Raw genomic sequence first — 23,881 nt, forward strand, 5'->3', positions numbered from 1 at the left:
CCAGGGAGGCAGCCAACCATGATCGACGAGCTCCACGTCCAGAGCGTGGCCCTCATCCGTGACGCGACGATCCGTCCCGCCGCCGGTCTCACCGTGCTCACGGGCGAGACGGGTGCCGGCAAGACGGCGCTGCTTTCCGCCCTCAAGCTGCTCGTGGGCGAGCGGGCAGACGCGGGAGCGGTGCGCGAGGGCGATGACCACCTGCTCGTGGAGGGACACGTCTACCTGGGACCCGACGACGCGGACGGCCACGTCGTCAGGCGTCGCGTCGAGGCGGCGGGCCGCGGTCGCGTGAGCTTCGACGGCCACATGGCGAGCGTGGCCGAGCTCGCGGCCCAGGTCGGCTCCACGGTGGACCTGTGCGGCCAGCACGAGCACCAGCGCCTGCTGTCCGTGGCCACCCATGCCCAGATGCTCGACGCCTGGACAGGCGAGCCCGCCGCGAGGGCACTCGCCGAGTACCGAGACGCGCTCGCCGAGGCCGCGGACGCCGCCGCGGAACTCGAGCGCGTGCGCGAGCTCGCGCGCAGCGGAAACGAGCGCCTCGAGCAGGCCGAGTTCGAGCTGCGTCGCATCGACGAGGTGAACCCGCAGCCAGGCGAGCTCGAGGAGCTCGAGGACGCGCTGCCCCGCGCCGAGCATGCCGAGGCGCTGCTTCGTGCGAGCGAGTCTGCCCGCGAGGCCGTCTCGGGAGACGGCGGCGCCATGGACCGACTTTCGGGTGCCGTGGGCGAGCTTCGCGACGCCTCGCGCTATGACGACGCCCTGGCGACCTTGGCAGACTCGCTCGAGAGCGCGCTCATCGACGTGGAGGACTGCGCCTCGCAGCTGCGCGAGTATCGCGACTCCGTTGACCTTGACCCCGTCGAGCTCGAGCGCATGCAGCAGCGCATGGCGTCTCTGCAGGGTCTCATACGCACGTTCGGGCCGGGCATGGAGGACGTTCTCGCGCGTCGCGAGCGGGCCCGCGAGGTCGTGGAGACGGTCGGCGACTCGGGCGAGCGCGAGCGTGCGGCCGAGCGTGCCGTCGACAGGGCGGAGGGGCGCCTCGCGAGGGCGGCCGACGCGCTCGACGCCGTGCGCGCCGAGGCGGCCCCGCGCTTCTCGGCGGCCGTCACCGAGCAGATGTCTCGCCTCGAGATGGCCGGCGCGGAGCTTATGGTGGCCCTCGAGCGCAGCCCGCGCGAGCAGTGGGGCCAGGGCGGCCCCGGGCGTGTGGAGCTCATGTACCGACCCGGCGCGGGGCTCACGGCCCGTCCGCTTCGGCGCATAGCGTCGGGCGGCGAGGTGAGCCGCGTCATGCTCGCGTGCAAGGTCGTCCTCGGCAACGCGGACGGCGTGGACACGCTCGTGTTCGACGAGGTGGACGCCGGCGTGGGCGGCTCCACGGCCCGCTCGCTCGCCGCGGTGCTCGCCGACCTCGCCAAGACGCACCAGGTCATCGTCGTGACGCACCTCGCGCAGGTGGCGGTGGCGGGCCAGTGCCACTACCTCGTGTCGAAGTCGGTGGGCGAGGACGGCCGTCCCGTGACGACCCTGCGCGAGATATCGGGCGAGCAGCGCGTGGCAGAGATCGCGCGCATGCTCTCCGGTGACACGTCCGACATCTCGCTCGCACACGCCCGCGAGCTTCTCTCCGAGGCCTAGCGCGTCCGGCGTTTGCACGCCGACGCCGTTCGTGTGGCGCTCTTGCACGTCGCCATCGTTCGTGTGGCGCTTCTGCACGTCGCCATCGTTCGTGTGGCGCTTCTGCACGCTGAACGGCGCTTGAGCGTGCAGAATCGCCACGGCAACGCGGCAAGCGTGACGAATCGCCACGGCAACGCGGCAAGCGTGCAGAATCGCCACGGCAACGCGGCAAGCGTGACGAATCGCCGCAGCAACGTTGCCTATTGCAGGCTGAGCAGGCGGCGGCTTGTGGCCGCGATGACGCCGCTCACGTCCTCGTCTCGCAGCTCGCAGAGCTCGCCGAGCGTCTCGCGAAGGCGCCCCGCAAGCCGGTCGGGTGGCCACTCGAGGGCGTGGGCGCCCTCGCCAGGCAGGTCTGTCTCGAGCAGCAGCTGGGCGGCCGGGATCTGCGTGGCGTAGGAGCGTCCCCGCCGCGTCCTTAGCCCAAACGCGTTCACCGAGAACAGGCAGCCCATCCGCCGCGCGCGCGTGAGCTGCTCTCCCGAGCCGGAGAACCAGTGGACGATGACGTCGTTTCTCTCGCACGTTCCGTGGCGCTCGAGCAGGTCGAGCACGGCGCCGGCCGAGGCCACGGCATGCAGCGACAGCACGTGGCCGCCTCCCGCGCATGCGTCGAGCACGGCGTCAAGTGCCGAGACCTGCAGCGCGGCGCTCGCGTCTCTGCCGTGCGAGAAGTCCAGCCCGACCTCGGCCACGTAGCGCATCGAGGCGGCGAGCTCGGCCGCGTGGCGCGCGTCCGCCTCGTCGCAGCGGCCGTCCGCGAGCCACCAGGGGTGCAGGCCCACGCCCACGCGCACGTTGCCCGCGCCTGCGAGCTCGCGCTCGGCACGCTCGAACTCGCCGGGCGTCACCGTGGCGCACAGCGCGCCCACGCCTGCCGCCGCGAGCTTGCGCGCCGCGGCCGCGGGGTCGTCATAGAACGCGAGGTGCGCGTGCAGGTCAAAGACGCCCGTCTCGCGAGCGGTGTCGGATGGCGCCGGCCCCGCCGTCACCGCTCGCCCCTGTCCCAGCGCCACGGCTCGTAGCCAATGAGCGCGCGGATGACGCGCCCGGCCACCATCTGGCCCATGATGGGCGGCATGTAGCTCGCCGTGCCCAGGTTGGACAGTCCGCCGTGAGAGCTTCCGGCCACGGGCCTGGGGCGCACGGGCTCCTCGGGCGAGTAGAGCACCTCGAGGTGGCGCACCCCGCGGCGCGAGCACTCCCTGCGGATCGTGCGCGCCATGCGGCAGCCGTGGGTCTTGGAGATGTCTGCGAGGGCGAACTTCTCGGGGTCGAGCTTGTTGGCGGCGCCCATGCTGCTCACCTCGGGGATGTTCGCGCCCCACGTGAGGCGGGCGAGCTCGATCTTCTGCGTGATCGTGTCGATGGCGTCCACCACGTAGTCGAGCCTTCCTCGGCCCACCACCTGGCCCTGCCCGTCCACCTCGGCGCCGGCCCAGGCAAGCACCTCGGGCAGGCTCTCCTTCGTGACGTAGCTCTGCCGGCACTCCACGCGGCAGCGCGGGTTGATCTCTCGGACCATCTCGCGCATGACGTCGGCCTTGACGCGCCCCACGGTGCTCTCGAACGCGAGCGCCTGGCGGTTGAGGTTGCTTGCGTCAACCGTGTCGCGGTCCACGAGGAACAGCTCGCCCACGCAGGCGCGCGCGAGCGCCTCCACGCAGCTCGAGCCCACGCCGCCCAGGCCTATCACGAGCACGCGCGATCCCTGGATGCGCGCGAGGCCCTCCCCGGTGAAGATGGGGCGCAGGCGCGTCGTGATGTCATCGGCAGCCCCGGCTGCCTGGGTGGGCTCGCCCAGGGTCGCGCCCGTCTGCTTATTGGTGGTCGTCTCGCTCACGTAGGGCCTCCAGTCAGGTAAAGTCAGAGTGTTGCAAAAGATGATAGCTGTGAACGGGCCGTCTGCGGGCCCATGCCGCGCGGCCAGGCGAGGGAGGGCGCATGCGCCAGGGATTCGACAACGACAAGTACATCGAGCTGCAGGCCGAGCACATCCGCGAGCGCATCGCCCAGTTCGGCGGCAAGCTCTACCTCGAGTTCGGCGGCAAGCTGTTCGACGACTACCACGCGAGCCGCGTGCTGCCCGGGTTCGAGCCAGACTCCAAGTTCCGCATGCTCAAGAGCCTCGCCGACGACGTCGAGGTCATCATCGCCATCAACGCCAACCACATCGAGAAGAACAAGGCGCGCGGCGACCTCGGCATCACCTATGACGAGGACGTCCTGCGCCTCGTGGACCTGTTCCGCGGCCAGGGGTTCGCCGTGGCCGCCGTCGTGCTCACGCAGTACGCCAACCAGCCTGCCGCAAACGTCTTCCGCGCCCGCCTGGAGTCGCTTGGCATCGCCTGCAAGCTGCACTACCCAATCGAGGGATACCCTCATGACGTCGACCTCATCGTCTCGGAGAGGGGCTACGGCAGAAACGAGTTCGTGGAGACGACGCGCCCGCTCGTGGTCGTGACGGCGCCCGGCCCCGGCTCGGGCAAGCTCGCCACGTGCCTGTCGCAGATCTACCACGAGCACGAGCACGGCGTGGAGGCCGGATACGCCAAGTTCGAGACGTTCCCGGTGTGGAACCTGCCGCTCACGCACCCGGTGAACATCGCCTACGAGGCCGCCACCGCAGACCTGGACGACGCCAACATCATCGACCCGTTCCACCTCGACGCCTACGGCAAGACCACGGTGAACTACAACCGCGACGTCGAGGCCTTCCCCGTGGTGCGCGCGCTCATGGAGAGGATCCTGGGCGAGAGCCCCTACCAGAGCCCCACGGACATGGGCGTCAACATGGTGGGCTTCGCCATCACAGACGACGAGGCGTGCCGCGACGCGAGCCGCATGGAGATCGTGCGCCGCTACTTCCAGGCTGCCGTGGGCGTCAAGCGCACGGGCATGGGCGCCGAGCAGGTCGACCGCCTCGAGCTCATCATGAAGAAGGCCGGCATCGACAAGAACTACTCGCCGGCGCGCTCCGCAGCCCTCACGAAGGAGCAGGTCACGGGCTCGCCGGTGGGCGCCATGGTCATGCCTGACGGCTCGGTCGTCACGGGCAAGACCTCGACGCGCCTGGGCGCGGCCAGCTCGCTGCTCATGAACGCGCTCAAGGTGGTCTCGGGCGTGGACATCGAGCTCGAGGTCATCTCGAACAGCGCCATCGAGCCCATCAGCTACCTCAAGACGCACTTCCTTGGGTCTTCCAACCCGCGCCTGCACACGGACGAGACGCTCATGGCGCTCTCCATCACCTCGGCCACCGACGAGGTGGCGGCCCGCGTGCTCGATGGCCTCGGGCAGCTGCGCGGCTGCGACGCGTTCTTCTCGGTCATCATCTCCGCGACCGACGAGCAGGTGCTGCGCCGCCTGGGCATCAACGTGTGCTGCGAGCCCAAGTACGAGCGCACGGGCATCTACCACAGGTAAGCAACCGGAATGAGACAAGGGGACAGTCCCCTTGTCTCATTATTTCACGAACAATCGAGACTGAGGGGGATTCGCATGGCCTTTGAGATCATCGCGCTTGACATGGACGGCACGCTGCTTGACTCGCGCAAGCGTGTGCTGCCAAGCTCCGTCGCCGCCGTCGAGCGCGCGGCTGCGGCCGGCAAGACCGTCGCGATCTGCTCGGGCCGCTGCCCGGTCATGGTCACGAAGTACCGAGACGAACTGCCGGGCGTGCGCTACGCCATCTGCTGTGCCGGCGCCATGATCTATGACATGGAGCACGACCGCGTCGTGGACGAGACGAACCTCGATCCCGCGTTCATCTCTCACGCCCTGGACGTGGCGGAGGAGGAGGGGTTCTTCCTGCTCGAGGTCACGAGCGGCACGGGCATCTACATGCAGGCGGACGAGATGTCCCAGGCCGCGCGCTGCGGCGTGGGCATCTACGAGCAGCTCTACCACGAGACGTCCACGGTCATCGCCGACGCTCACGCGTTCGCGCGCAGGCCCGACGTGCTCCAGTCCAAGCTCAACTTCCACTTCGCGGACGTCGCCGCGCGCGACCGCTGCCGCGCCCGGCTCGAGGGCTCGGGCGTGGTTATCACGAATTGCGAGCGCTCGAGCATGGAGTTCTCGGCCCCCGGCATCGACAAGGGCGTGGGCCTGGCCAGGCTCGCAGCGCTGCTCGGCGTGCCCGAGTCGTCCACCATCTCGGTGGGAGACGCCGAGAACGACCTGGCCATGCTGCGCTCGGCGGGCCTTGGCGTGGCCATGGGAAACGCGCTGCCCTGCGCCGTGGAGGCCGCCGACGTCCAGGTTGCCGACAACGACCACGACGGCGTGGCCGAGGCGATCGAGCGCTACCTGCTCGCATAGGGACCAGAGGGGACGGGTCCCTCTGGTCCCGGACCAAACGAACCCGTCCCCTTTGGCGCCATCCTGGCGGCATCATTAATTTGGCGTGAAGTGCGCGCGGAGCCGCCCGTGCGGTGCTAGGATAAAGACCCGTAGAAAGTAGTGTTCGTTGGTCTCTACGGGAAGGTTTCCTCGCATGACAAAGCACATCTTCGTGACTGGTGGCGTCGTCTCGTCCCTCGGCAAGGGCATCACCGCCGCCTCGCTCGGCCGCCTGCTCAAGTCTCGTGGCTACAAGGTCATGATGCAGAAGGCCGATCCCTACCTCAACGTCGACCCGGGCACGATGAGTCCGTTCCAGCACGGCGAGGTCTTCGTGACCGAGGACGGCTATGAGTCCGACCTCGACCTGGGCCACTACGAGCGCTTCATCGACGAGAACCTCACGCGCAACTCCAACTTCACCACGGGCGCCATCTACCAGAGCCTCATCGCCCGCGAGCGCCGCGGTGACTTCCTCGGCGGCACCGTCCAGGTCATCCCGCACGTCACGAACGCCATCAAGGAGCGCTTCCGCCGCGTCGAGGAGCAAACGGGCGCAGACGTCGTCATCACCGAGCTCGGCGGCACAATCGGCGACATCGAGGGCCAGGCGTTCGTCGAGGCCATCCGCCAGTTCCGCAAGGAGAAGGGCACGGCAGACTGCTGCCTCATCCACGTGAGCCTCGTGCCCTACATCGCCGCCGCCCACGAGGTCAAGACCAAGCCCACGCAGCACTCCGTGCGCGAGCTGCGCTCCATGGGCATCCAGCCCGACTTCATCATGTGCCGCTCCGACCACGAGGTCGACGAGTCCATCCGCGCCAAGATCGCGAGCTTCTGTGACGTCGAGCCCGACCACGTCTTCGAGAACTCGGACTGCGCCTCCATCTACGACGTGCCCGAGCACCTCGCCCGTCAGGGCTTTGACCTCAAGGTCTGCGAGCGCCTTGGCCTTGACCCGCGCAAGAGCGACATGAGCGAGTGGTACGGCTTCACGAGCCGCATGCACGAGGCCAACGACAAGGCCGACGTCACCAAGATCGCCGTCGTGGGCAAGTACACGCAGCTGCCTGACGCCTACCTGTCCGTCATCGAGGCCCTGCACCACTCCGGCGTCTACTACGGCCGCCACGTCGACATCAACCTCATCGACGGCGAGAACCTCACCGAAGACGACGTCGAGCAGGTCCTCGGCGACGCCGACGGCATCCTCGTGCCCGGCGGCTTTGGCATCCGCGGCCTGGAGGGCAAGATCCTCGCCACGCACCGCGCCCGCACGACTGGCACGCCGTTCCTCGGCATCTGCTTGGGCCTTCAGGTTGCCGTGTGCGAGTACGCCCGCAACGTCGCCGGCATGCCGGGCGCCAGCTCCACCGAGTTCGTCCCCGACTGCGAGTACCCGGTCATCGACCTCATGCCCGACCAGGAGGACGTCACGTCCAAGGGCGGCACCATGCGCCTGGGCGCCTACCCCTGCAAGGTCGCCGAGGGCACGCTCGCGCGTGAGGCCTACGGCGAGGAGCTCGTCTACGAGCGTCACCGCCACCGCTTCGAGGTGAACAACGCCTACCGCGAGAAGCTCCACCAGGCCGGCCTCACGTTCTCCGGCGTCTCCCCGGACGACCGCCTCGTCGAGATGGTCGAGCTGCCCGAGGACGTCCACCCGTGGTTCGTCGCCGCGCAGTTCCACCCGGAGTTCAAGAGCCGCCCGACGCGTCCGCAGCCTCTGTTCCGCGAGTTCGTGCGTGCCGCCATCGCCCGCCACGAGGGCGTCGACCGTCACGAGGTCAACGCGGGGGAGTAGCGCGCCCACAGCCGATGCGGCGCCGCGTGCGCAATGTCAGCGCATCATCGTTTGAACTGACGTTACTATGGGGGTCGCCCCGGGTCGCATGCCCGGGGCGACCCGTCCGTAAGGGTGCCGGGGCCATCGCGGTGCCGGCAAGTCATGGGGGCACATCGTCGTGGAACTCTCGCGCGCACTCAAGGAGTACCTCAACTACGTGGCAGTCGAGCGCGGCTGCTCGCGCAACACGGTCCTGGCCTATGGCCGAGACCTGCGCAGCTACCTCGCCGGCCTCAGGCGCGAGGGCATCACGCGTCCCGACCAGGTCACGCGCGAGCGCATCGAGGAGCACATCCGTCGCCTGCGCGAGAGCGGCCTGGCCATCTCGAGCGTCGAGCGCGCCGTCTCGGCCATCAAGGGCTTCCACCGCTTCATGGTCGCCGAGCGCATCTCCATCACGCATCCGGCGGCGGACCTCCCGCTGCCCAAGAAGCCCGACCGCCTGCCCGACGTCATCAGCCGCGAGCAGGCCACCGCGCTGCTCGACCAGCCCTTCCCGGCCACGGCGTCCGGCCAGAGGGACCACGCCATCGTCGAGGTGCTCTACGGCTGCGGCCTGCGCGTCTCCGAGCTGTGCGGCCTGGATCTTCGCCAGGTCATGCTCGACGAGCAGGTGCTGCGCGTCGTGGGCAAGGGCGACAAGGAGCGCATCGTCCCCATCGTGGGGACGGCGGCAAGCGTGCTGTCCGAGTACCTCGAGCAGTGGCGCCCTCAGCTCGTGAGCCCGCGCGTCTCGTCCTCGGCGGTGTTCCTCAACAACCGCGGCAGGCGCCTCTCGCGCCAGAGCGTGCACTCGCTCGTGGCCAAGGCCGGCGCCGTCGTGGGGATCGAGGGGCTTCACCCGCACACGCTGCGCCACAGCTTTGCCACCCACATGCTCGAGGGCGGCGCCGACCTGCGCATCGTCCAGGAGCTCCTGGGGCATGCCGACATCTCCACGACGCAGCTCTACACGCACCTCGATCGCTCCCACGTGCGCGAGGTCTACATGGGCGCCCATCCGCGCGCCAACGCGTAGGCCCTGCTGGGGCGCCCGTTGGGGGCACCGTTCGCCGATTTTCGTACAAACAAGCCGTCTGCCTGCGGCTTCACAACTTTGTCACGTGACGCGCGTCCTTCTTGGGACGTGCGTCCTTTTCTTTTCCGGGGCATCCCACAATTGCTCGTGGGCAAACGGGCGTTCGCCACAACCGATGGGGCGGGCCTGTCATGGATAGTCGTTCGTAGGGTGAGTTCAGTCATCGCTAGGGGGAAATAGTCGGATTTAGGGTTGCTCAGGTTGGTTCGGCGCTTTATATTCTTAACAGCGCGAACGAGCGCGGATGAGCATGACCGGGACGCCGGCCGCGATGCCTCGAGGGGAGTTGAGCGATGTACCTGACTGGGTCCAAGACCGTTTCTGTGGACGCCCAGGGGCGCATCACGCTTCCCGCCGACTATCGCGACGACTTCAAGGAGTCGGGCAACAAGGTCTGCCTCATCTACGTGAAGGGCGCGCTGTGGGGCTTCACCCCCGAGGGTCACAAGGAGTGGGTCGAGAGCTGCTTTCCCGAGGGCTTCAACCCGCGCTCCAAGAAGGACAAGGCGCTTCGCCTGGGCCTGAACGCCAAGACGGTCACGGTCGAGATCGACAAGTCCGGCCGCGTCGCGCTTGGCAAGATCGCCCCGTCCGACCTGGAGAAGCTGTCCCTCGGCCGCGAGGCGGTCGTCGTTGGCGACGCGGACCACTTCGCCGTGTACAACACGGAGGCATGGGCCGCCAAGCAGGCTGAGCTCGACGTCGACATCGACGCCCTGCTCGATGACGAGGACTAGGGGTGGAGAGCATGACAGATGAATACCGGCACGTACCCGTGATGCTGGGGGAGGTCCTGCGCGAGCTGGACCCCAAGCCCGGGGACATCGTCTGCGACTGCACGCTCGGAGGGGCCGGCCACACGGTCGAGCTCGCCCGCCGCGTGGCGCCTGACGGCCTGTCCATCGGCATCGACCAGGACGACATGGCGCTTGCCGCTGCCACCGAGCGCTTCGAGCGCGAGGTGCCGCAGGGCCGGCACCTGTTCCTCAAGGGCAACTTCGGGGACCTCGACGAGCTTCTCGTCAAGGCCGAGGTGCCCGGCGTGGACTGCTTCCTGTTCGACCTCGGCGTCTCATCCCCGCAGCTCGATATTCCCGAGAGGGGTTTCTCCTACAACGAGGACGCACCCCTCGACATGCGAATGGATCCGGGAACACACACCCAAACCGCAGCCGAGGTCATCAACACCTATGACGAAGCCGACCTCGCCCGGATCCTTTCCGTCTACGGAGACGAGAAGTTCGCCTCCCGCATCGCCCGCGAGATCGTGAGGCGAAGGGCCAAGGAGCCCATCAGAACGACGTTCGAGCTCGTCGACGCCATCAAGGCCGCGATTCCCGCGGCGGCGAGGCGCCACGGCGGACACCCGGCGCGCAAGACGTTCCAGGCCCTGCGCATCGAGGTGAACCACGAGCTCGAGGTGCTCGAGAGGGGGCTCGAGGCGGCCATCCGCTGGCTGAACCCGGGCGGTCGCGTCTGCGTCATCAGCTACCACTCGCTCGAGGACCGCATCGTCAAGCACCTGTTTGGCGAGATGAGCCAGGGGTGCACCTGCCCACCGGACCTTCCGGTGTGCGTGTGCGGCCACGTGCCGATCATCCGCGTCAAGACTCGCAAGCCACTCGTGGCGGGCGAGGAGGAGCTCGAGCGCAACCCACGCGCCCGCAGCGCCAAGACGCGCGTGGCGGTGAAGCTCGACTGCTAGCCCGCGCGCCCGCAAGGCACAGCCGGCCTCGGCCGACGGCATAGCACTTCGCACCATCCGCACCACGCACCACACACAGCAGCAACGCAGCACAAACGCAGCTCAAACGCACCACACACGAACCACGGAGCCAGGGGGCCCGCAAGGGCCCCCGGCTGGCTCTTTGCTCAAAAAACACGCTAGGCAAGCAGGGATGACGACGAATGATGTACCAGGGCTCTGAGGCCGTTCGCCTCGACTATCTTGGGGAGGCGACCCCCCGCCGCGAGCAGCGCACCTCCTTCGAGGTCGTTGAGGGCGCGGGCCTCGACCACCTCGAGCGCCGAGGGGTCTCGCCCCAGTTCATCGCCAACCTCAAGTTGGCCGCGGCCGTGTGCGTCGCCCTCGTCGTCCTGTGCGTCGCCCGCATCGGCGTCTACTCCATGGCCGTGGGCACGCTTGCCAGCAACGAGAGCATGCGCAGCGAGCTCAAGCAGACGGTCGCCCTCGAGGACGACCTGCGCATCCAGCGCTCCGTGCTCTCGAGCACCCAGCGCATCGACCGCATCGCCACGCAGAGCTACGGCATGGTGGCCGCCAACGGGGCCGAGAAGCTCAGCGTCTCCGACTCCGCCGACACCGCCTCCGAGGGCACCGGCGCCGCCGACGAGGCCACCGACGCCCAGGCCACGGACGCCGCCCCCGACGCCACCCAGGCCCAGAAGAGCTCCGACGAGGTCGCCAGCGAGGTCGGCCAGGCCACCCAGACGCAGGGCGACGGCTCCACGGCCGGCGCGAATGCAGCTGACGTGGACTCGCTCTCCTAACGGCTCGGGCGCGGTCGAACTCGCCTACACTAGGTCGCATGAATTCTCGAGACACAAGACGCGGCTCCTCCCGCCGCAACACATCCCAGCGCCGCCCCCGCCAGACGTCCTCGTATGACGAGGAGCGCCGGCGGCGCAGCCGTGGGGGCGCCGGGGAGGTCGCCGGCGGCAGGCGCCTGCCCCTCGTCGTGATCGCCCTGCTCGCCGTGGTGGCTGCTCGCCTCGTGTGGCTGCAGGTCATAGACGCGCCGAGGCTCTCGGCCCGCGCCGACGCCATGTCGACGACGAACGTCGCCATACTCGCGAAGCGCGGCACCATCTACGACCGCAACGGCAACGTGCTCGCCACGAGCGTCGAGTGCCGCACCCTCTACTGCAACCCGAGCGCCGTGGGCGACAAGAACGCCGCTGCGCAGGTCCTGGCCGACAAGCTCGGCGGCCAGGCGAGCGACTACCTGCCCACGCTGTCGCAGGACACGACGTTTGCCTACCTCAAGCGCCAGGTGGACACCGACGTGGCCACCGACGTCATCTCAACGCTCGCCTCGAAGGACATCGAGGGCGTCTACACGCTCGCCGACGTCAAGCGCGTCTACCCCTACGGTGCCACGGCCGGCCAGGTGCTTGGCTTCATCGGCACGGACGGCCACGGGCTGTCCGGCCTTGAGCTGCAGTACGACGACGTGCTCTCGGGCACGGATGGCGAGATGCTCGTGGAGCGCGGCCGCGACGGCTCGCCCGTGGCCGGCGGCGCGTCAGAGATCCATGAGGCCACGGACGGCACGGACATCATCGTCTCGCTCGACGTCAACGTCCAGCGCGTGGCCGAGGAGCAGCTCACGCAGGCCATGGACGACACGGAGGCCAAGAGCGGCAACGTCATCGTCACCCAGCCCGGCACCGGAGAGATCCTCGCCGCCTGCTCGTGGCCGCTGTTCGACCCAACGGACTCCTCGACCCTCACGAACGACGCCCTCAAGCTCATGAGCGTCTCGGACTCCTACGAGCCCGGCTCCACGTTCAAGACGCTCACGATGGCCATCGGCTATGACACGGGCACGATCAACAAGAGCTCGACGTTCTCCGTGCCCGCCCAGGTCAAGGTCGGCGACGACACGGTGACCGACGTCGACGGCCGCGACTACATGATGGACATGACCCCCACTGAGATCATGCGCCGCTCCTCCAACACCGGCGCCGCCCTCGTGGGGCAGGCCATCGGCGCGGACAAGTTCGCCGCGGGCATCGCCGCGCTCGGCATCGGCCAGAAGACGGGCATCGACTTCCCCGGCGAGTCGGCCGGCATCGTTCCCTCGCGTGACGAGTACACCGGCGCCACGACGGGAGCGGCTGCCTTTGGCCAGGGCATCGCCTTCCCCTCCATCCAGCTCGTGCGCGCCATCGGCGCCATCGCCAACAAGGGCACGCTCGTGACGCCCCACTTCCTCGTCCAGAAGGGCTCGGAGAAGGCCGACTGGGGCCAGGGTCAGCAGGCCATCTCATCCGAGGCGTGCGAGAGCGTCATCGGCGACCTGCGCGAGGTCGTGCTCGAGGGCACGGGCCAGGAGGCCCAGGTGGCTGGCTATGACGTCGTGGGCAAGACAGGAACGGGCCAGCAGGCGCTCGACACGGGCGGCTACCTGGATGACTCCTACCTCAGCTCGTTCATCGGTTTCGCGAACGGCGATGACGCGCAGGTGCTGTGCTACGTGGGCCTGTACGGCACGGCGCAGCACGGCAGCGCGGCGTGCGCGCCCTTCTCGGCTATCATGAGTGAGGCCCTCACGGACCTGAGCGTGCCAACACAAAACTAGGGAGGGCGTGCCCTCCATCGGGAGATACGCATGATTGAGTGCACTGCGTCTGACATATGCGCCGCCACGGGAGCAACACTTGTCTGGGGCACCGGGGAGGAGGTCGCGCGTGGCGTGGCCATCGACTCGCGCCGCGTGGGTGACCACGGCCTGTTCGTGGCGTTTCCTGGCGAGCGCGTTGACGGCAACGACTACGTGACGTCTGCCGTCGAGGCGGGCGCGGGCGTCGTGGCCGTCACGAGGGGGCTCGACGAGGCCTCGCTCGCCACGGCGCGCGAGCACGGGGTTGCCATCGTGCGTTGCGATCAAGACGACGCCACGGAGTTTTTGCTGCGCCTGGCCGGATGGTGGAGGCTTGCCCAGGACTGGTGCGTCGTGGGCGTCACGGGATCTGTGGGCAAGACCACGACCAAGGACATGCTCGCCGCCGCGCTCGCGACCCGCTACCGGGTGCATGCCACGGCCGGCAACTTCAACAACCTCATCGGCGTGCCCCTCACGCTGCTCGAGGCTCCCATCGACGCCGAGGTGCTCGTCGTGGAGATGGGCATGAACCATGCCGGCGAGATAACGCGGCTCGCCGAGTGCGCGCGCCCGCGCGTGGCCGTCATCACCAACGTGGGCACGAGCCACATCGGCCTGCTCGGCTCGCGCGAGGGCATCGCTCGTGCGAAGGGGGAGATTGCCGCGTCGCTCGCGAATCCGCCCGCCTCGACCGTAGCACCCGCGCCCATGCTCGTCATGTGCGCGGACAACGACTACACCTCCTTCATCGCCGAGACGTTTGCCAAGCCCGCCGGCGTCCCCGTCGTGCTCGTCGGCGCGGGCGAGGGCTCTGCCGTGAGCGCCTCCAACGTGACGCTCGACGACGAGGCGCACCCGAGCTTTGACGTCTCGGCGACGCGCCCGCTTGGCGCCGTGGCCGCCGGCTGCGAGTTCCACGAGAGCCTCTCGCTCACCGGCGCCCAGGTCGTGCCGGACTTCCTGCTCGCGTTTGCGCTGTCCGTCTCCATGGGGGTCGGCTCGCAGGACGCGGCCAAGGCGCTCGCTAGCCTCGCGCCCACGCACATGCGTCAGGAGGTCGTGCGCGCCGCGTGCGGCTGCCGCGTCATCGATGACTCCTACAACGCCAGCCCCGACTCCACGGCGGCGGCGCTCAACGCCCTGTGCAGCATGCGCGTGGCGCCCGGCGGACGACGCATCGCCATCCTCGGGGAGATCGGCGAGCTTGGCGACGAGCAGGACCGGCTCCACGAGCTCGTGGGCGCCTACGCGGCCGCCAAGCCGCTCGACATGCTTGTCATCGTGGGCACGGACCGCGCCGACCACATGGAGCACGCGGCCAGGCTCATGGGATTTTCCGAGGACAGGCTCGTGCGCGTCTCGGACGTGGACGAGCTCACGAGGATCGTCTCGCCGGTGCTTGCACCCGATGACCTCGTGCTCGTGAAGGCGTCCCGTGCGGCCTATCTCGATCGATTTGTGAAGGCGGTGATGGGCTAGCCATGCTATCTGCCCTGTTTGCCGGGTCTCAGTACCCCACCTACCTCGTGTTCGTCGCGGTGTTCGTCGCAGGTCTTCTCACGGCTGTGCTCATGCCCGCGTTCATCCGCGTCATGCGCAAGGACGGCATCGGCCAGCAGGTGCGCGCGGACGGCCCGCAGACCCACCTCGTGAAGCAGGGGACGCCCACCATGGGCGGCGTCATCATGCTCGTGGGGCTTCTGCTCACCACCGTCCTGCTCGCCCGCTGGACGCCCGACCTCATCCTGTGCGTCTGCGCCACGGTGGGCACCGGCCTGCTCGGCCTTCTCGACGACATCGAGTCCGTGAGCCACGGTCGCTCGCTGGGCCTCACGCCCTCCCAGAAGATGGCCGGGCTCATCGTCATCTCCGTGGCCTTTTGCCTTTTGGCCGTCAACTGGGTTGGCATCGCGCCCACGATCACGTTCCCGGGCGGTCTCACGGTCGACCTTGGCGTGCTCGCGACGCAGATTGGCCCCGTGAGCGTGCCGTGGCTCTACGTATTCTTCGTGTTCCTCATGCTCGCCGGACTGTCGAATGCCGTGAACCTCACGGATGGCCTCGACGGCCTGGCCGGCGGCACCGTCATGGTGGTCATGCTCGCCATGGCGATGGTGGCCTTCAGCTACGACGAGATCAACCTCGCGGTCTTCGCGGGTGCGGCAGCCGGTGCCTGCGTGGGCTTTCTGTGGCACAACTGCTACCCGGCCTCCATCTTCATGGGCGACACCGGCTCGCTCGCGCTCGGCGCGGCCTTCGCGGCCCTCGCCATCCTCACCAAGACCGAGGTGACGTCGCTTGTCATGGGCGGCCTGTTCATCTGCGAGGCGCTCTCGGTCATGATGCAGGTCATCAGCTTCAAGTCGACCGGCAAGCGCATCTTCCTGATGGCGCCGCTCCACCACCACTTCGAGAAGAAGGGCTGGAGCGAGACGAAGGTCGTCATCCGCTTCTGGATCGTGAGCGCCATGTTCGCGGCCGTGGGCTTTGCGCTGTACTTCCAGCTTCGATAGCACGTTGCGCCCGTATCGGGCGTTGGTACGTGGGCGCCGCCGTGCCATGGGCGGCGTCCGCTGTTTTGCAAGGGGGCAATGGCCATGTGTGATGCAAGTGAGCTCAACCTCGGAGACGTCGCGGTCCTCGGCCTGGGCAAGACCGGCGAGGCCGTGGCGGACTGCCTGCTCGACAACGGGCATGGCGGCCGCGCGCGCTCCGTCACCGTCTATGGGGGTCTCAAGAGCGAGCCGGGAGAGTCCACGCGCGCCCTGGAGGCGGCGGGAGCCCGCGTGGTGTGCGGCACCGAGGACATCGAGGGCCACTATGACCTCGCCGTCGTGAGCCCGGGCATCTCCGAGTTCAGCGACTTCTTTGCCAGCGCCGCGGCGCATGCCGACGAGGTCATCGGCGAGCCTGAGCTCGCGTGGCGCGAGAGCCCCGAGCGCTGGGTGGGCATCACCGGCACGAACGGCAAGACCACGACCACGACGCTCACGCGAGACCTCTTGCGCGCCGGCGGCCTGTCCGCCGAGGCCGTGGGCAACATCGGCACGATGGCCGTGGGCGAGGTCGAGCGCAGGGCGCCGGGCGAGTGGCTCGTCGCCGAGCTCTCGAGCTTCCAGCTCGCCACGACCAGCAGGCTCCACCCCCATGTGGCCGTGCTGCTCAACGTGACGCCCGACCACCTCGCCTGGCACAAGACGATGGAGAACTACGCCGCCGCCAAGGAGAGGATCTTCGCCAACCTCGATGCGGCGGACCTTGCCGTGGTCTCTGACGGCGACGAGTGGTGCCGCGCCGTCATCTCCCGTCTCGAGGCGAGGGGCCTGCGCGTGTGCCACCTGCTCGCCGCCGGTGAGACGCCCGCCGACGAGCTTCCGTGCGCCGCGTGGGAGCGCCCGGACGGCACGCTCGTCGTGCGCGAGGACGGCCATGACACCGTGCTCGTCAACAAGGCAGAGCTCTCCATCCACGGCGAGCACAACGTCGAGAACGCGCTGGCCGCGAGTGCCGCCGCGCTCGCCTGCGGCGTCGACGCCGACGACGTGCGCGCGGGGCTGCTCGCCTTCGCGCCGCTCGAGCATCGCATCGAGCCGTGCGGGCAGGCGAGGGGCATCCGCTTCGTGAACGACTCCAAGGCCACGAACACCGACGCCGTCTCCAAGGCGCTCACGGCGTTCGCGCCCGGCAGCGTCCTCATCCTGCTCGGCGGCCACGACAAGGGCACCGAGCTCGCCGACATGGCATCAGACGTCGCCGCCTCGGCACGCGTGGCCGTGTGCTTCGGCGAGGCGGGGGAGCGCATCGCGCAGGCGCTTGAGGCCCAGGGCTCGGCCCTCGAGGTCATCCGCGCCGAGCACATGGAGCAGGCGCTTGACGCAGCCATTGCCCAGGCGCGCCCCGGAGACGTTGTGCTGCTCTCGCCGGCCTGCTCCTCGTTCGACGAGTTCTCCGGCTACGAGGAGCGCGGCCGCGTGTTCAAGGGCCTCGTGGCGCAGCGCATCAAGGCCATGGAGGAGCGCCAGTGACGAGCCTTACCGCCCGCCCGGGCGCGCGTGCGCAGGTGCGCGGTCGCGCGTCGGGTGCCAACAACATCGAGAAGCAGATCATGGGGGTGCCGGCGCGCATCATGCGCCCGTGCCTTCTGCTCGTCGCCGCGGCGGTGGGCCTCACGCTGTTTGGCCTCGTCATGATCTACTCGGCCTCCTCGGTGGAGGCCATGAGCGAGCAGGGAGACGCCGCCTTCTACGTGAAGCGTCAGGCACTGTTCATCGTGGCTGGTCTCGTGTTGGCCGCCGGCGCCGCCAAGGCCGACTACCACAAGCTGTGCTCCAAGACCGGCCTGGCCGCCATGGGCCTCGTCATCGTTGGCATGCTCGTGGTCGTGCGCGTGGCGGGGTCTGGTGCGAACGGCGCCACGCGCTGGCTGGAGGTGGGCCCCTTAAGGCTGCAGCCCTCGGAGTTCGCGAAGGTGTTCGTGCTGCTTGCGGCCTCGGGCACGGCGGCCGAGTTCTTCGCTGAACGCACCATCGACCAGACGACGTTCGTCAAGCGTCTCGCCCTCTACGTGGCCCTGCCGGTCCTGCTCATCGTCGTCCAGCCCGACAAGGGCACGGCGGGCATCATCTGCCTGCTCGTGTTCGTCATCGCCTATGACGCGGGCTTCGATCGTGACATCCTCATCAAGTTTGCCCTGCTCGTTGCGGTGGTTGGTCTCGTCTACTCGCTCAGGGACGATTACTCCCGCCAGCGCGTCCTCACGATGTTCAACCCCTGGAGCGACGAGTGGGGCAACGGCTACCAGCTCACGCGCGGCTTCATGGCGTTTGGCTCGGGAGGGCTCACGGGCGTGGGGCTTGGCATGAGCCGCATGAAGTACTCGTATCTGCCCGAGGCCCATAACGACTTCGTGTTCGCCATCGTGGGCGAGGAGCTCGGCCTCGTGGGCACGCTGGCGGTTCTCGCGGCGTTCGCGTTTCTGGCCGTCCAGGCCCTCGACGTGGCCCGCAACGCTTCGGACCACGAGGGGCGGCTCATCGCCGTTGGCGGCGTGACGCTTCTGCTCGCGCAGCTGTTCCTCAACGTGTTCGGCGTGCTCGGGCTGTTCCCGCTCTCAGGCAAGCCCCTGCCGTTCATCTCGTACGGCGGCTCGTCGATCATGAGCTGCCTGCTCATCGTGGGCGTCATCGTGAACGTCTCGCTGCACTCGACGCTTCCCGAGACGGTCCATGACCGCCGCCGCGCCTCCATGGCGCTCTCGGGCGACGACGAGGACACGGGAGTGAGCGAGCCCCGCGTCCACGCGGCCGGCGCGCGCCGGGCGGGCTCGGCCTCGCAGGTCTCCGCCGAGGCGGGGCGCACGGGTCGCGCAAGCGCCTCGACCCCGCTCGCGGGCACGTCGGGCGCGAGGGGCAACCTGCGCGTCGTCGATGGCGGCGCCGGCAGGAAGAGGATAGATTTGGGTCCCGACCCGGCGGATCGCCTCCGCTCGAGCAGGGGGCCAGAGGTTAGGGTTGGCGGCACGTCTCGTGCCAACGCAGGCCGGCGCTCCCAGTCCGGGCGCCGCGGGAGAAGGGGATAGCCATGGGCAGCTCTCTTGAGGTTGCGATCGCGGCAGGCGGCACGGCCGGCCACATCAATCCGGCGCTCGCGCTTGCCGAGGAGCTCAGGCGCCGCGGCCACCACGTGACGTTCTACGGCCGCCCCTCCAAGCTCGAGGGCACGCTCGTGCCGGCCGCGGGCTTTGAGCTCGTGGACGTGGAGGTCACAGGCTTCGATCGCTCGCGTCCCTGGACGGCCGTCTCGAGCCTCTACCGCGTCTGGCAGGCAAAGCGCGCCTTGGGCCGGCGCTTCGGCGCGGGCACGGCGCCCGACGTCGCGATCGGCTTTGGCGCCTATGTGGAGGTCCCGCTGCTGGGCTGGTGCCGCGACGCCCACGTGCCCTACCTGCTCCACGAGCAGAACTCCGTGCCGGGCCTCGCCAACAAGATGATGAGCGTCCACGCGAGCCGCGTGTGCATCTCCGTGCCGGCAGCGCGCCCGGTCTTCGAGCGCGAGGGAGACCCAAACCACGTGGTGCTCACGGGCAACCCCGTGCGCGCGAGCGTCATCGCCGGCAGCAGGCAGGCGGGGCGCGCCGCGCTCGGCGTGCCCGAGGACGCCACGATGCTGCTCGTCTTTGGCGGCAGCCTTGGCGCGCGCACGCTCAACGAGGGCATGGCGGCGCTCAAGGACCGCCTGCTCGCGGTCGAGGGGCTGCACGTCGTCCAGTCCACGGGCAAGGCGGGCTACGAGGCGGCGTCCGAGGCCCTCGCGCTCACGCCCGAGGAGACCGGCCGCTGGCACCTCGAGAGCTACATCGACAACATGGGAGACGTCCTTGCCGCGGCAGACCTCGTGCTCTCGCGTGCCGGTGCCTCCTCCATCGCAGAAATCGCCGCGCTCGGCGTGCCGTCCGTCCTCGTTCCCTACCCGTTTGCCACGGCTGACCACCAGACGACGAACGCCCGCTACCTCACTGACGCCGGCGCCGCCGTGCTCTTCACCGACGACGAGGTTGCCACGCCCGCCTTTGGCGAGAAGCTCCTCTCACTTCTCGAGCACCCCGACGAGCGCCAGGCCATGCGTGAGGCCGCCGCGGGGCTTGCCCAGGACCAGGCCGCGGCCAAGCTCGCCGACGAGCTCGAGCGCGTCGCCCGGTGATGGCGGGGACGGGGCCAAACCGTCTCCGACCCGCTGTCTCTGCCCATTTGGTGGGGCGCGCCTCCCCCTCGCGTCCCATGAGCTAAAGTAATGGGCTGTATGTACCTAGGCAACGAGGGGAGCCAGCCCACATGGCAACCACTTCAGAGAAGCTTCCGTTCAAGCGCGTCCACATCATCGGCATCGGTGGCGCGGGCATGAGCGGCATCGCGCTCGTCCTGCACGAGCGCGGCATCGTCGTGACGGGCAGCGACCTCAAGAGCTCGCGCTACGTCCGCGAGCTCGAGGCCGCTGGCATCGAGGTCCACGTTGGTCACGAGGCCGCCACCGTCGACGCCGTGAGGCCCGACGTCGTCGTGGTCTCCACGGCCATCCCCGAGACGAACCCCGAGGTCGTCCGCGCCCGCGAGCTGGGCATCGAGGTCTGGCCGCGCGCCAAGATGCTGCCGGCGCTGTCGCTGGGCCACACGACTGTGGCCGTCTCTGGCACCCACGGCAAGACCACGACGAGCTCCATGGTTACGACGATGCTCGACCGCATGGGCCTCGACCCGTCGTTCCTCATCGGTGGGTTCGTAGAGGGCTATGACACCAACGCGCACAGCGGCAGGTCGCAGTACTACGTCGCCGAGTCCGACGAGTCCGACGGCTCGTTCCTCTACTTCGACCCGACCGTGGCCGTCGTCACCAACATCGAGGCGGACCACCTCGACCACTACGGCACGATCGAGAACCTCGAGAAGACCTTTGGCCAGTTCATGGACTCCGTGGGCCCCGAGGGCCACGTCGTCGCCTGCGGCGAGTCCGAGCGCGTGCGCCGCGTTGCCGCAGCCTCGAGCGCCAACGTGGTGCTGTACGGCATGGCGGGCGAGGGCGAGTTCGACTACGTGTGCACGCCCGAGCCCAGCCACCACTCCATCGAGAGCCACCTCGTGGTCACGACGCCCTCCGGCGTCGCGGTGAGGGTCACCATCAAGGCCAACCCCGGCCGCCACAACATGCTCAACGCCACGGCCGCCATCGCCGTCGCCGACGTCCTCGGCCTGGACGTCGAGAAGGCCGCCAAGGCCCTGTCCACGTTCGCCGGCGTCAAGCGCCGCTTCACGCATGTGGCCGACATTGACGGCATCACGGTCGTCGACGACTACGGCCACCACCCCACGGAGGTGGCCGCGACCCTGTCCGCAGCCGCCGGCCTGGACTACGACCGCGTGGTTGTCGTGTTCCAGCCGCATCGCTACAGCCGCACGCAGGCCCTCTCCGAGCAGTTCGGCGGCGCGTTTGACAACGCCGACGTGCTCTACGTCATGGACATCTTCTCCGCCGGCGAGATGCCCATCCCCGGCATCTCTGGCAAGACGGTCGCCGCGGCCGTCGAGCGCCTCGGCCACGACGTCGAGGTCCGCTACGTCCCCAACCGCCGCGAGCTCACGGCTGCCCTCGTGCGCGACGTGCGTCCCGGCGACCTGCTCGTGACGATGGGCGCCGGCGACGTCACGCTCGTGGGGCCCGCCTTCGTCGAGGCGAAGCGCGAGGCAGACTCGGAGCGCGCGTGAGCCTGTACAACGCATACCTCGCCCTGTCCGGGGCCGTCGACGCCGACATCACCCGAGACGAGCGCATGAGCCATCGCACGAGCTATCGCATTGGCGGCCCCGCCGCCATGCTGGCCGTGTGCCACACCATCTCCGCGCTCCAGCGCGTCATCGAGGTCCTGACGTCCCAGGACGTCGACTGGGTCGTCGTGGGCAAGGGCTCAAACCTGCTCGTGGCCGACGAGGGCTTCGACGGCTGCGTCATCGTGCTTGGCCGCGACTTCTCGCACGTCGAGGCGTCGAGCGAGGCCGCCACGGTGTGCGCCGGCGCCGCCGTGCCGCTCTCGAAGGTTGTCCAGACGGCGGCCAAGGCGTCGCTCACCGGCCTCGAGTTCGCCTGCGGCATCCCCGGCACGCTCGGTGGCGCCATCTCCATGGATGCGGGTACGAGGCGCGAGTGGATCGGCCACAGGGTCGAGAGCCTCGTCGTGCTTCGCCCGGGCACGGGCCTCATGCGGCGCCTGGGCTCCGAGGTCGAGTGGGGCTACCGCTGGTGCGGCCTTGGCCCGTCCGACATCGTCCTCGAGGCCACGCTTGCGCTCGCCCACGGCGAGCGCGCGGCCATCGACGCCCAGATGGAGGCCCTGTTCAGCCGCCGCAGGTCAACCCAGCCCATGGGCAAGCCCAGCTGCGGGTCTGTGTTTCGCAACCCGGCGGGCGCCAAGGGGGCGGCGCGCCTCGTGGAGGACTGCGGGCTCAAGGGCTATGCGGTCGGCGGCGCCCAGGTCTCCAAGGTGCACGCCAACTTCATCGTGAACAACGGCAGCGCTACGGCGGCAGACGTGCTCGCCGTGATGCGGACCATGCATGACAGAGTGAGGGAGGCCACGGGTGTCGACCTCCAACCGGAAGTCAAGTTTCTCGGATCTGCGTCCTAGGGCCACGGGCGGTCGCGGTGGCTCATCCCGCGGGCAGCGGCTCGGCACAGGTCGTCCCTCGACGGCCCACCGTGCCACCCCGCGCGGGGCGGCCCCAAGGCCGTCTGCGAGCACGTCAGCCGCTCGCAAGCCCTCCGGCCTTGCCCGGACGGTCTCCGGCTCGGGAAGGCTCCAGCCGCCCAAGGCGAGCGGGCCGTCGGCCCGTGCGGGCGCGACGCAGGTCCGCGGCACGCGTGCTGGGCAGGGGCGCCGCGGCAGCTCCGCGGGCTCGCGCGCCGACTCTGCCAGGGGAGGGTCCGGCTCTCCCGCGAGGCGCCGCGCCGTCATCGTGGCGGGCATCGTCGCAGCGCTCGCCGCCGTGGGGCTCGTGGCGCTGCTCGTCCTGTCGCACCTGCCGGTCTTCGTCATCTCGGGCATCGACGCCACGGCCTCCGAGCACGTGAGCGCCGAGACGATCGCCAAGCTCGCCGCCGTGGACGAGGGCACGACGCTGCTGTCCGTCGACGTCTCCCAGATCCAGCAGAACGTGCGCAAGAACCCCTGGGTCAAGAACGTCAACGTCACGCGCGAGTTCCCCGACACGCTCGGCGTCACGGTCGAGGAGCGCACGGTCTCGGCCATCGTGGTCATGGGCTCTGGCACGAGCGTGTGGGCGCTCGGCGACGACGGCGTCTGGATCGAGCCCGTGCAGCTCGACACCTCCGCCACCGACGACGTGACCTCCGCCGCTCTTGCCAAGGCGAGCGAGCTGGGGTGCCTTCTCATCGCCAACGCGCCGTCAACCGTGGACCCCTCGCAGGGGTCGGCCGCCACGGACGAGGTCATCCTCGACGTGCTCGAGTACCAGCGCGAGCTGCCCGAGTCCATCACCTCGCAGGCGCAGGTCTACTACGCGGCGAGCGCGGGCAGCATCTCGGTCGTGCTGCAGAGCGGCCTGGAGATCTCCCTGGGATCTGCCACGGACATCTCCGCGAAGGCCTCGGCGCTGCAGACGGTGCTCGACGCCTACGGAGACCAGCTCACCTACGTGAACGTTCGCGTCCCGAGCAAGCCCTCCTACCGCAAGGTGGCAGACGGGACGTCGCTCGGAGGGGCGGCCAAGGTCGTTGCCGACAACGCCGCGACCGCGGCCGCGGCGACCGCCCAGACGGCAGACGCCTCGACGGGCGAGAGCGAGGGGGACGACGAGGACGGCGGCGAGAGCGACTCCTCGTCGCGCGGCGATGGCTCCGAGGGCGATGCCGAGGGGTCCGCGTACGCCGACGAGGGGGAGTAATCTGCAGTTCGCGTGAAACTCCGCACGTTTTTTATTGACGAGCCCGCGGGGCATGTGCAACCATGTGCCGCTTTGGTTCTGACATATAGCTAAACCTGAGCTTGAGAGTTTGAGACTATGGCTAAAC

Annotated in this window: 19 protein-coding genes; 17 read left to right on the plus strand and 2 right to left on the minus strand. The window is 69.0% G+C overall.

Translation table 11 applies throughout. The annotated features are described in order from the left end of the window. Positions 1-18 precede the first annotated feature (18 nt). Positions 19-1,647, plus strand: coding sequence for a DNA repair protein RecN (recN, locus tag Pcatena_RS03135; protein WP_126421540.1), 1,629 nt, complete (start codon positions 19-21; stop codon positions 1,645-1,647). Between the two features lie 242 nt (positions 1,648-1,889). Here the strand turns inward: recN and Pcatena_RS03140 are convergent, their stop codons facing one another. Both Pcatena_RS03140 and Pcatena_RS03145 read right to left on the minus strand, forming a co-directional pair. After that, a complete protein-coding gene (locus tag Pcatena_RS03140) occupies positions 1,890-2,681 on the minus strand; it encodes a TatD family hydrolase (RefSeq protein ID WP_172596362.1) in 792 nt (263 codons plus the stop codon). Continuing rightward, complete coding sequence (locus Pcatena_RS03145; RefSeq protein WP_232619888.1) at positions 2,678-3,532, minus strand: tRNA threonylcarbamoyladenosine dehydratase; 855 nt, start codon at positions 3,530-3,532, stop codon at positions 2,678-2,680. Before Pcatena_RS03145 ends, Pcatena_RS03140 begins: the two co-directional genes overlap by 4 nt. Positions 3,533-3,633: 101 nt before the next feature. Here Pcatena_RS03145 and Pcatena_RS03150 point away from each other — a divergent pair, with 101 nt between their 5' ends. From Pcatena_RS03150 to Pcatena_RS03225, 16 genes are all read left to right on the plus strand, one after another. Then, positions 3,634-5,115: a DUF1846 domain-containing protein gene (locus tag Pcatena_RS03150; protein ID WP_126421544.1), complete on the plus strand. Its 1,482-nt coding sequence runs from the start codon at positions 3,634-3,636 to the stop codon at positions 5,113-5,115. A gap of 75 nt (positions 5,116-5,190) precedes the next feature. After that, a complete protein-coding gene (locus tag Pcatena_RS03155) occupies positions 5,191-6,012 on the plus strand; it encodes a Cof-type HAD-IIB family hydrolase (protein ID WP_172596363.1) in 822 nt (273 codons plus the stop codon). Between the two features lie 175 nt (positions 6,013-6,187). Further along, a complete protein-coding gene (locus tag Pcatena_RS03160; protein WP_126421549.1) occupies positions 6,188-7,837 on the plus strand; it encodes a CTP synthase in 1,650 nt (549 codons plus the stop codon). 160 nt (positions 7,838-7,997) lie between these two features. Beyond that, complete coding sequence (locus Pcatena_RS03165) at positions 7,998-8,897, plus strand: tyrosine recombinase (protein ID WP_126421551.1); 900 nt, start codon at positions 7,998-8,000, stop codon at positions 8,895-8,897. A gap of 353 nt (positions 8,898-9,250) precedes the next feature. Continuing rightward, positions 9,251-9,694, plus strand: a complete 444-nt coding sequence (locus Pcatena_RS03170; protein WP_126421553.1) for a division/cell wall cluster transcriptional repressor MraZ — start codon at positions 9,251-9,253, stop codon at positions 9,692-9,694. An 11-nt stretch (positions 9,695-9,705) separates the two neighbouring features. Further along, the gene (gene rsmH, locus Pcatena_RS03175) at positions 9,706-10,662 is read left to right on the plus strand and encodes a 16S rRNA (cytosine(1402)-N(4))-methyltransferase RsmH (RefSeq protein ID WP_126421556.1); all 957 of its coding nucleotides are present in this window, start codon (positions 9,706-9,708) and stop codon (positions 10,660-10,662) included. Positions 10,663-10,865: 203 nt separating this feature from the next. Next, complete coding sequence (locus Pcatena_RS03180; RefSeq protein ID WP_126421558.1) at positions 10,866-11,468, plus strand: hypothetical protein; 603 nt, start codon at positions 10,866-10,868, stop codon at positions 11,466-11,468. A gap of 38 nt (positions 11,469-11,506) precedes the next feature. After that, positions 11,507-13,282, plus strand: a complete 1,776-nt coding sequence (locus Pcatena_RS03185; protein WP_126421560.1) for a peptidoglycan D,D-transpeptidase FtsI family protein — start codon at positions 11,507-11,509, stop codon at positions 13,280-13,282. Positions 13,283-13,312: 30 nt separating this feature from the next. Beyond that, positions 13,313-14,785 (plus strand): UDP-N-acetylmuramoyl-tripeptide--D-alanyl-D-alanine ligase, encoded by a 1,473-nt coding sequence (locus tag Pcatena_RS03190; protein ID WP_126421562.1) that lies wholly within the window; start codon positions 13,313-13,315, stop codon positions 14,783-14,785. A 2-nt stretch (positions 14,786-14,787) separates the two neighbouring features. Then, on the plus strand, positions 14,788-15,819 hold the full coding sequence (gene mraY / locus Pcatena_RS03195) for a phospho-N-acetylmuramoyl-pentapeptide-transferase (RefSeq protein WP_126421564.1): 1,032 nt from the start codon (positions 14,788-14,790) through the stop codon (positions 15,817-15,819). An 84-nt stretch (positions 15,820-15,903) separates the two neighbouring features. Next, positions 15,904-17,331, plus strand: coding sequence for a UDP-N-acetylmuramoyl-L-alanine--D-glutamate ligase (gene murD / locus Pcatena_RS03200; RefSeq protein ID WP_126421566.1), 1,428 nt, complete (start codon positions 15,904-15,906; stop codon positions 17,329-17,331). Beyond that, positions 17,328-18,884 (plus strand): FtsW/RodA/SpoVE family cell cycle protein, encoded by a 1,557-nt coding sequence (locus Pcatena_RS03205; protein WP_126421568.1) that lies wholly within the window; start codon positions 17,328-17,330, stop codon positions 18,882-18,884. The genes murD and Pcatena_RS03205 overlap by 4 nt, the downstream gene beginning before the upstream one ends. A gap of 2 nt (positions 18,885-18,886) precedes the next feature. After that, the gene (locus tag Pcatena_RS03210; RefSeq protein ID WP_126421571.1) at positions 18,887-20,005 is read left to right on the plus strand and encodes a UDP-N-acetylglucosamine--N-acetylmuramyl-(pentapeptide) pyrophosphoryl-undecaprenol N-acetylglucosamine transferase; all 1,119 of its coding nucleotides are present in this window, start codon (positions 18,887-18,889) and stop codon (positions 20,003-20,005) included. A 131-nt stretch (positions 20,006-20,136) separates the two neighbouring features. Continuing rightward, entirely contained in the window at positions 20,137-21,561 is a 1,425-nt protein-coding gene (gene murC, locus Pcatena_RS03215; RefSeq protein ID WP_126421573.1) for a UDP-N-acetylmuramate--L-alanine ligase, read from the plus strand. Then, positions 21,558-22,478, plus strand: a complete 921-nt coding sequence (murB, locus tag Pcatena_RS03220; RefSeq protein ID WP_126421575.1) for a UDP-N-acetylmuramate dehydrogenase — start codon at positions 21,558-21,560, stop codon at positions 22,476-22,478. Before murC ends, murB begins: the two co-directional genes overlap by 4 nt. 328 nt (positions 22,479-22,806) lie before the next feature. Beyond that, positions 22,807-23,754, plus strand: a complete 948-nt coding sequence (locus tag Pcatena_RS03225; protein ID WP_172596364.1) for a cell division protein FtsQ/DivIB — start codon at positions 22,807-22,809, stop codon at positions 23,752-23,754. Positions 23,755-23,881: the final 127 nt, after the last annotated feature.

The organism is Parolsenella catena (assembly GCF_003966955.1).
GTDB lineage: Bacteria > Actinomycetota > Coriobacteriia > Coriobacteriales > Atopobiaceae > Parolsenella > Parolsenella catena.

Coding starts and splice junctions, on each gene's coding strand:
- recN (WP_126421540.1), top strand. CDS start 19: ATGATCGACGAGCTCCACGTCCAGAGCGTGGCCCTCATCCGTGACGCG.
- Pcatena_RS03150 (WP_126421544.1), top strand. CDS start 3,634: ATGCGCCAGGGATTCGACAACGACAAGTACATCGAGCTGCAGGCCGAG.
- Pcatena_RS03155 (WP_172596363.1), top strand. CDS start 5,191: ATGGCCTTTGAGATCATCGCGCTTGACATGGACGGCACGCTGCTTGAC.
- Pcatena_RS03160 (WP_126421549.1), top strand. CDS start 6,188: ATGACAAAGCACATCTTCGTGACTGGTGGCGTCGTCTCGTCCCTCGGC.
- Pcatena_RS03170 (WP_126421553.1), top strand. CDS start 9,251: ATGTACCTGACTGGGTCCAAGACCGTTTCTGTGGACGCCCAGGGGCGC.
- rsmH (WP_126421556.1), top strand. CDS start 9,706: ATGACAGATGAATACCGGCACGTACCCGTGATGCTGGGGGAGGTCCTG.
- Pcatena_RS03180 (WP_126421558.1), top strand. CDS start 10,866: ATGATGTACCAGGGCTCTGAGGCCGTTCGCCTCGACTATCTTGGGGAG.
- Pcatena_RS03185 (WP_126421560.1), top strand. CDS start 11,507: ATGAATTCTCGAGACACAAGACGCGGCTCCTCCCGCCGCAACACATCC.
- Pcatena_RS03190 (WP_126421562.1), top strand. CDS start 13,313: ATGATTGAGTGCACTGCGTCTGACATATGCGCCGCCACGGGAGCAACA.
- mraY (WP_126421564.1), top strand. CDS start 14,788: ATGCTATCTGCCCTGTTTGCCGGGTCTCAGTACCCCACCTACCTCGTG.
- murD (WP_126421566.1), top strand. CDS start 15,904: ATGTGTGATGCAAGTGAGCTCAACCTCGGAGACGTCGCGGTCCTCGGC.
- Pcatena_RS03210 (WP_126421571.1), top strand. CDS start 18,887: ATGGGCAGCTCTCTTGAGGTTGCGATCGCGGCAGGCGGCACGGCCGGC.
- murC (WP_126421573.1), top strand. CDS start 20,137: ATGGCAACCACTTCAGAGAAGCTTCCGTTCAAGCGCGTCCACATCATC.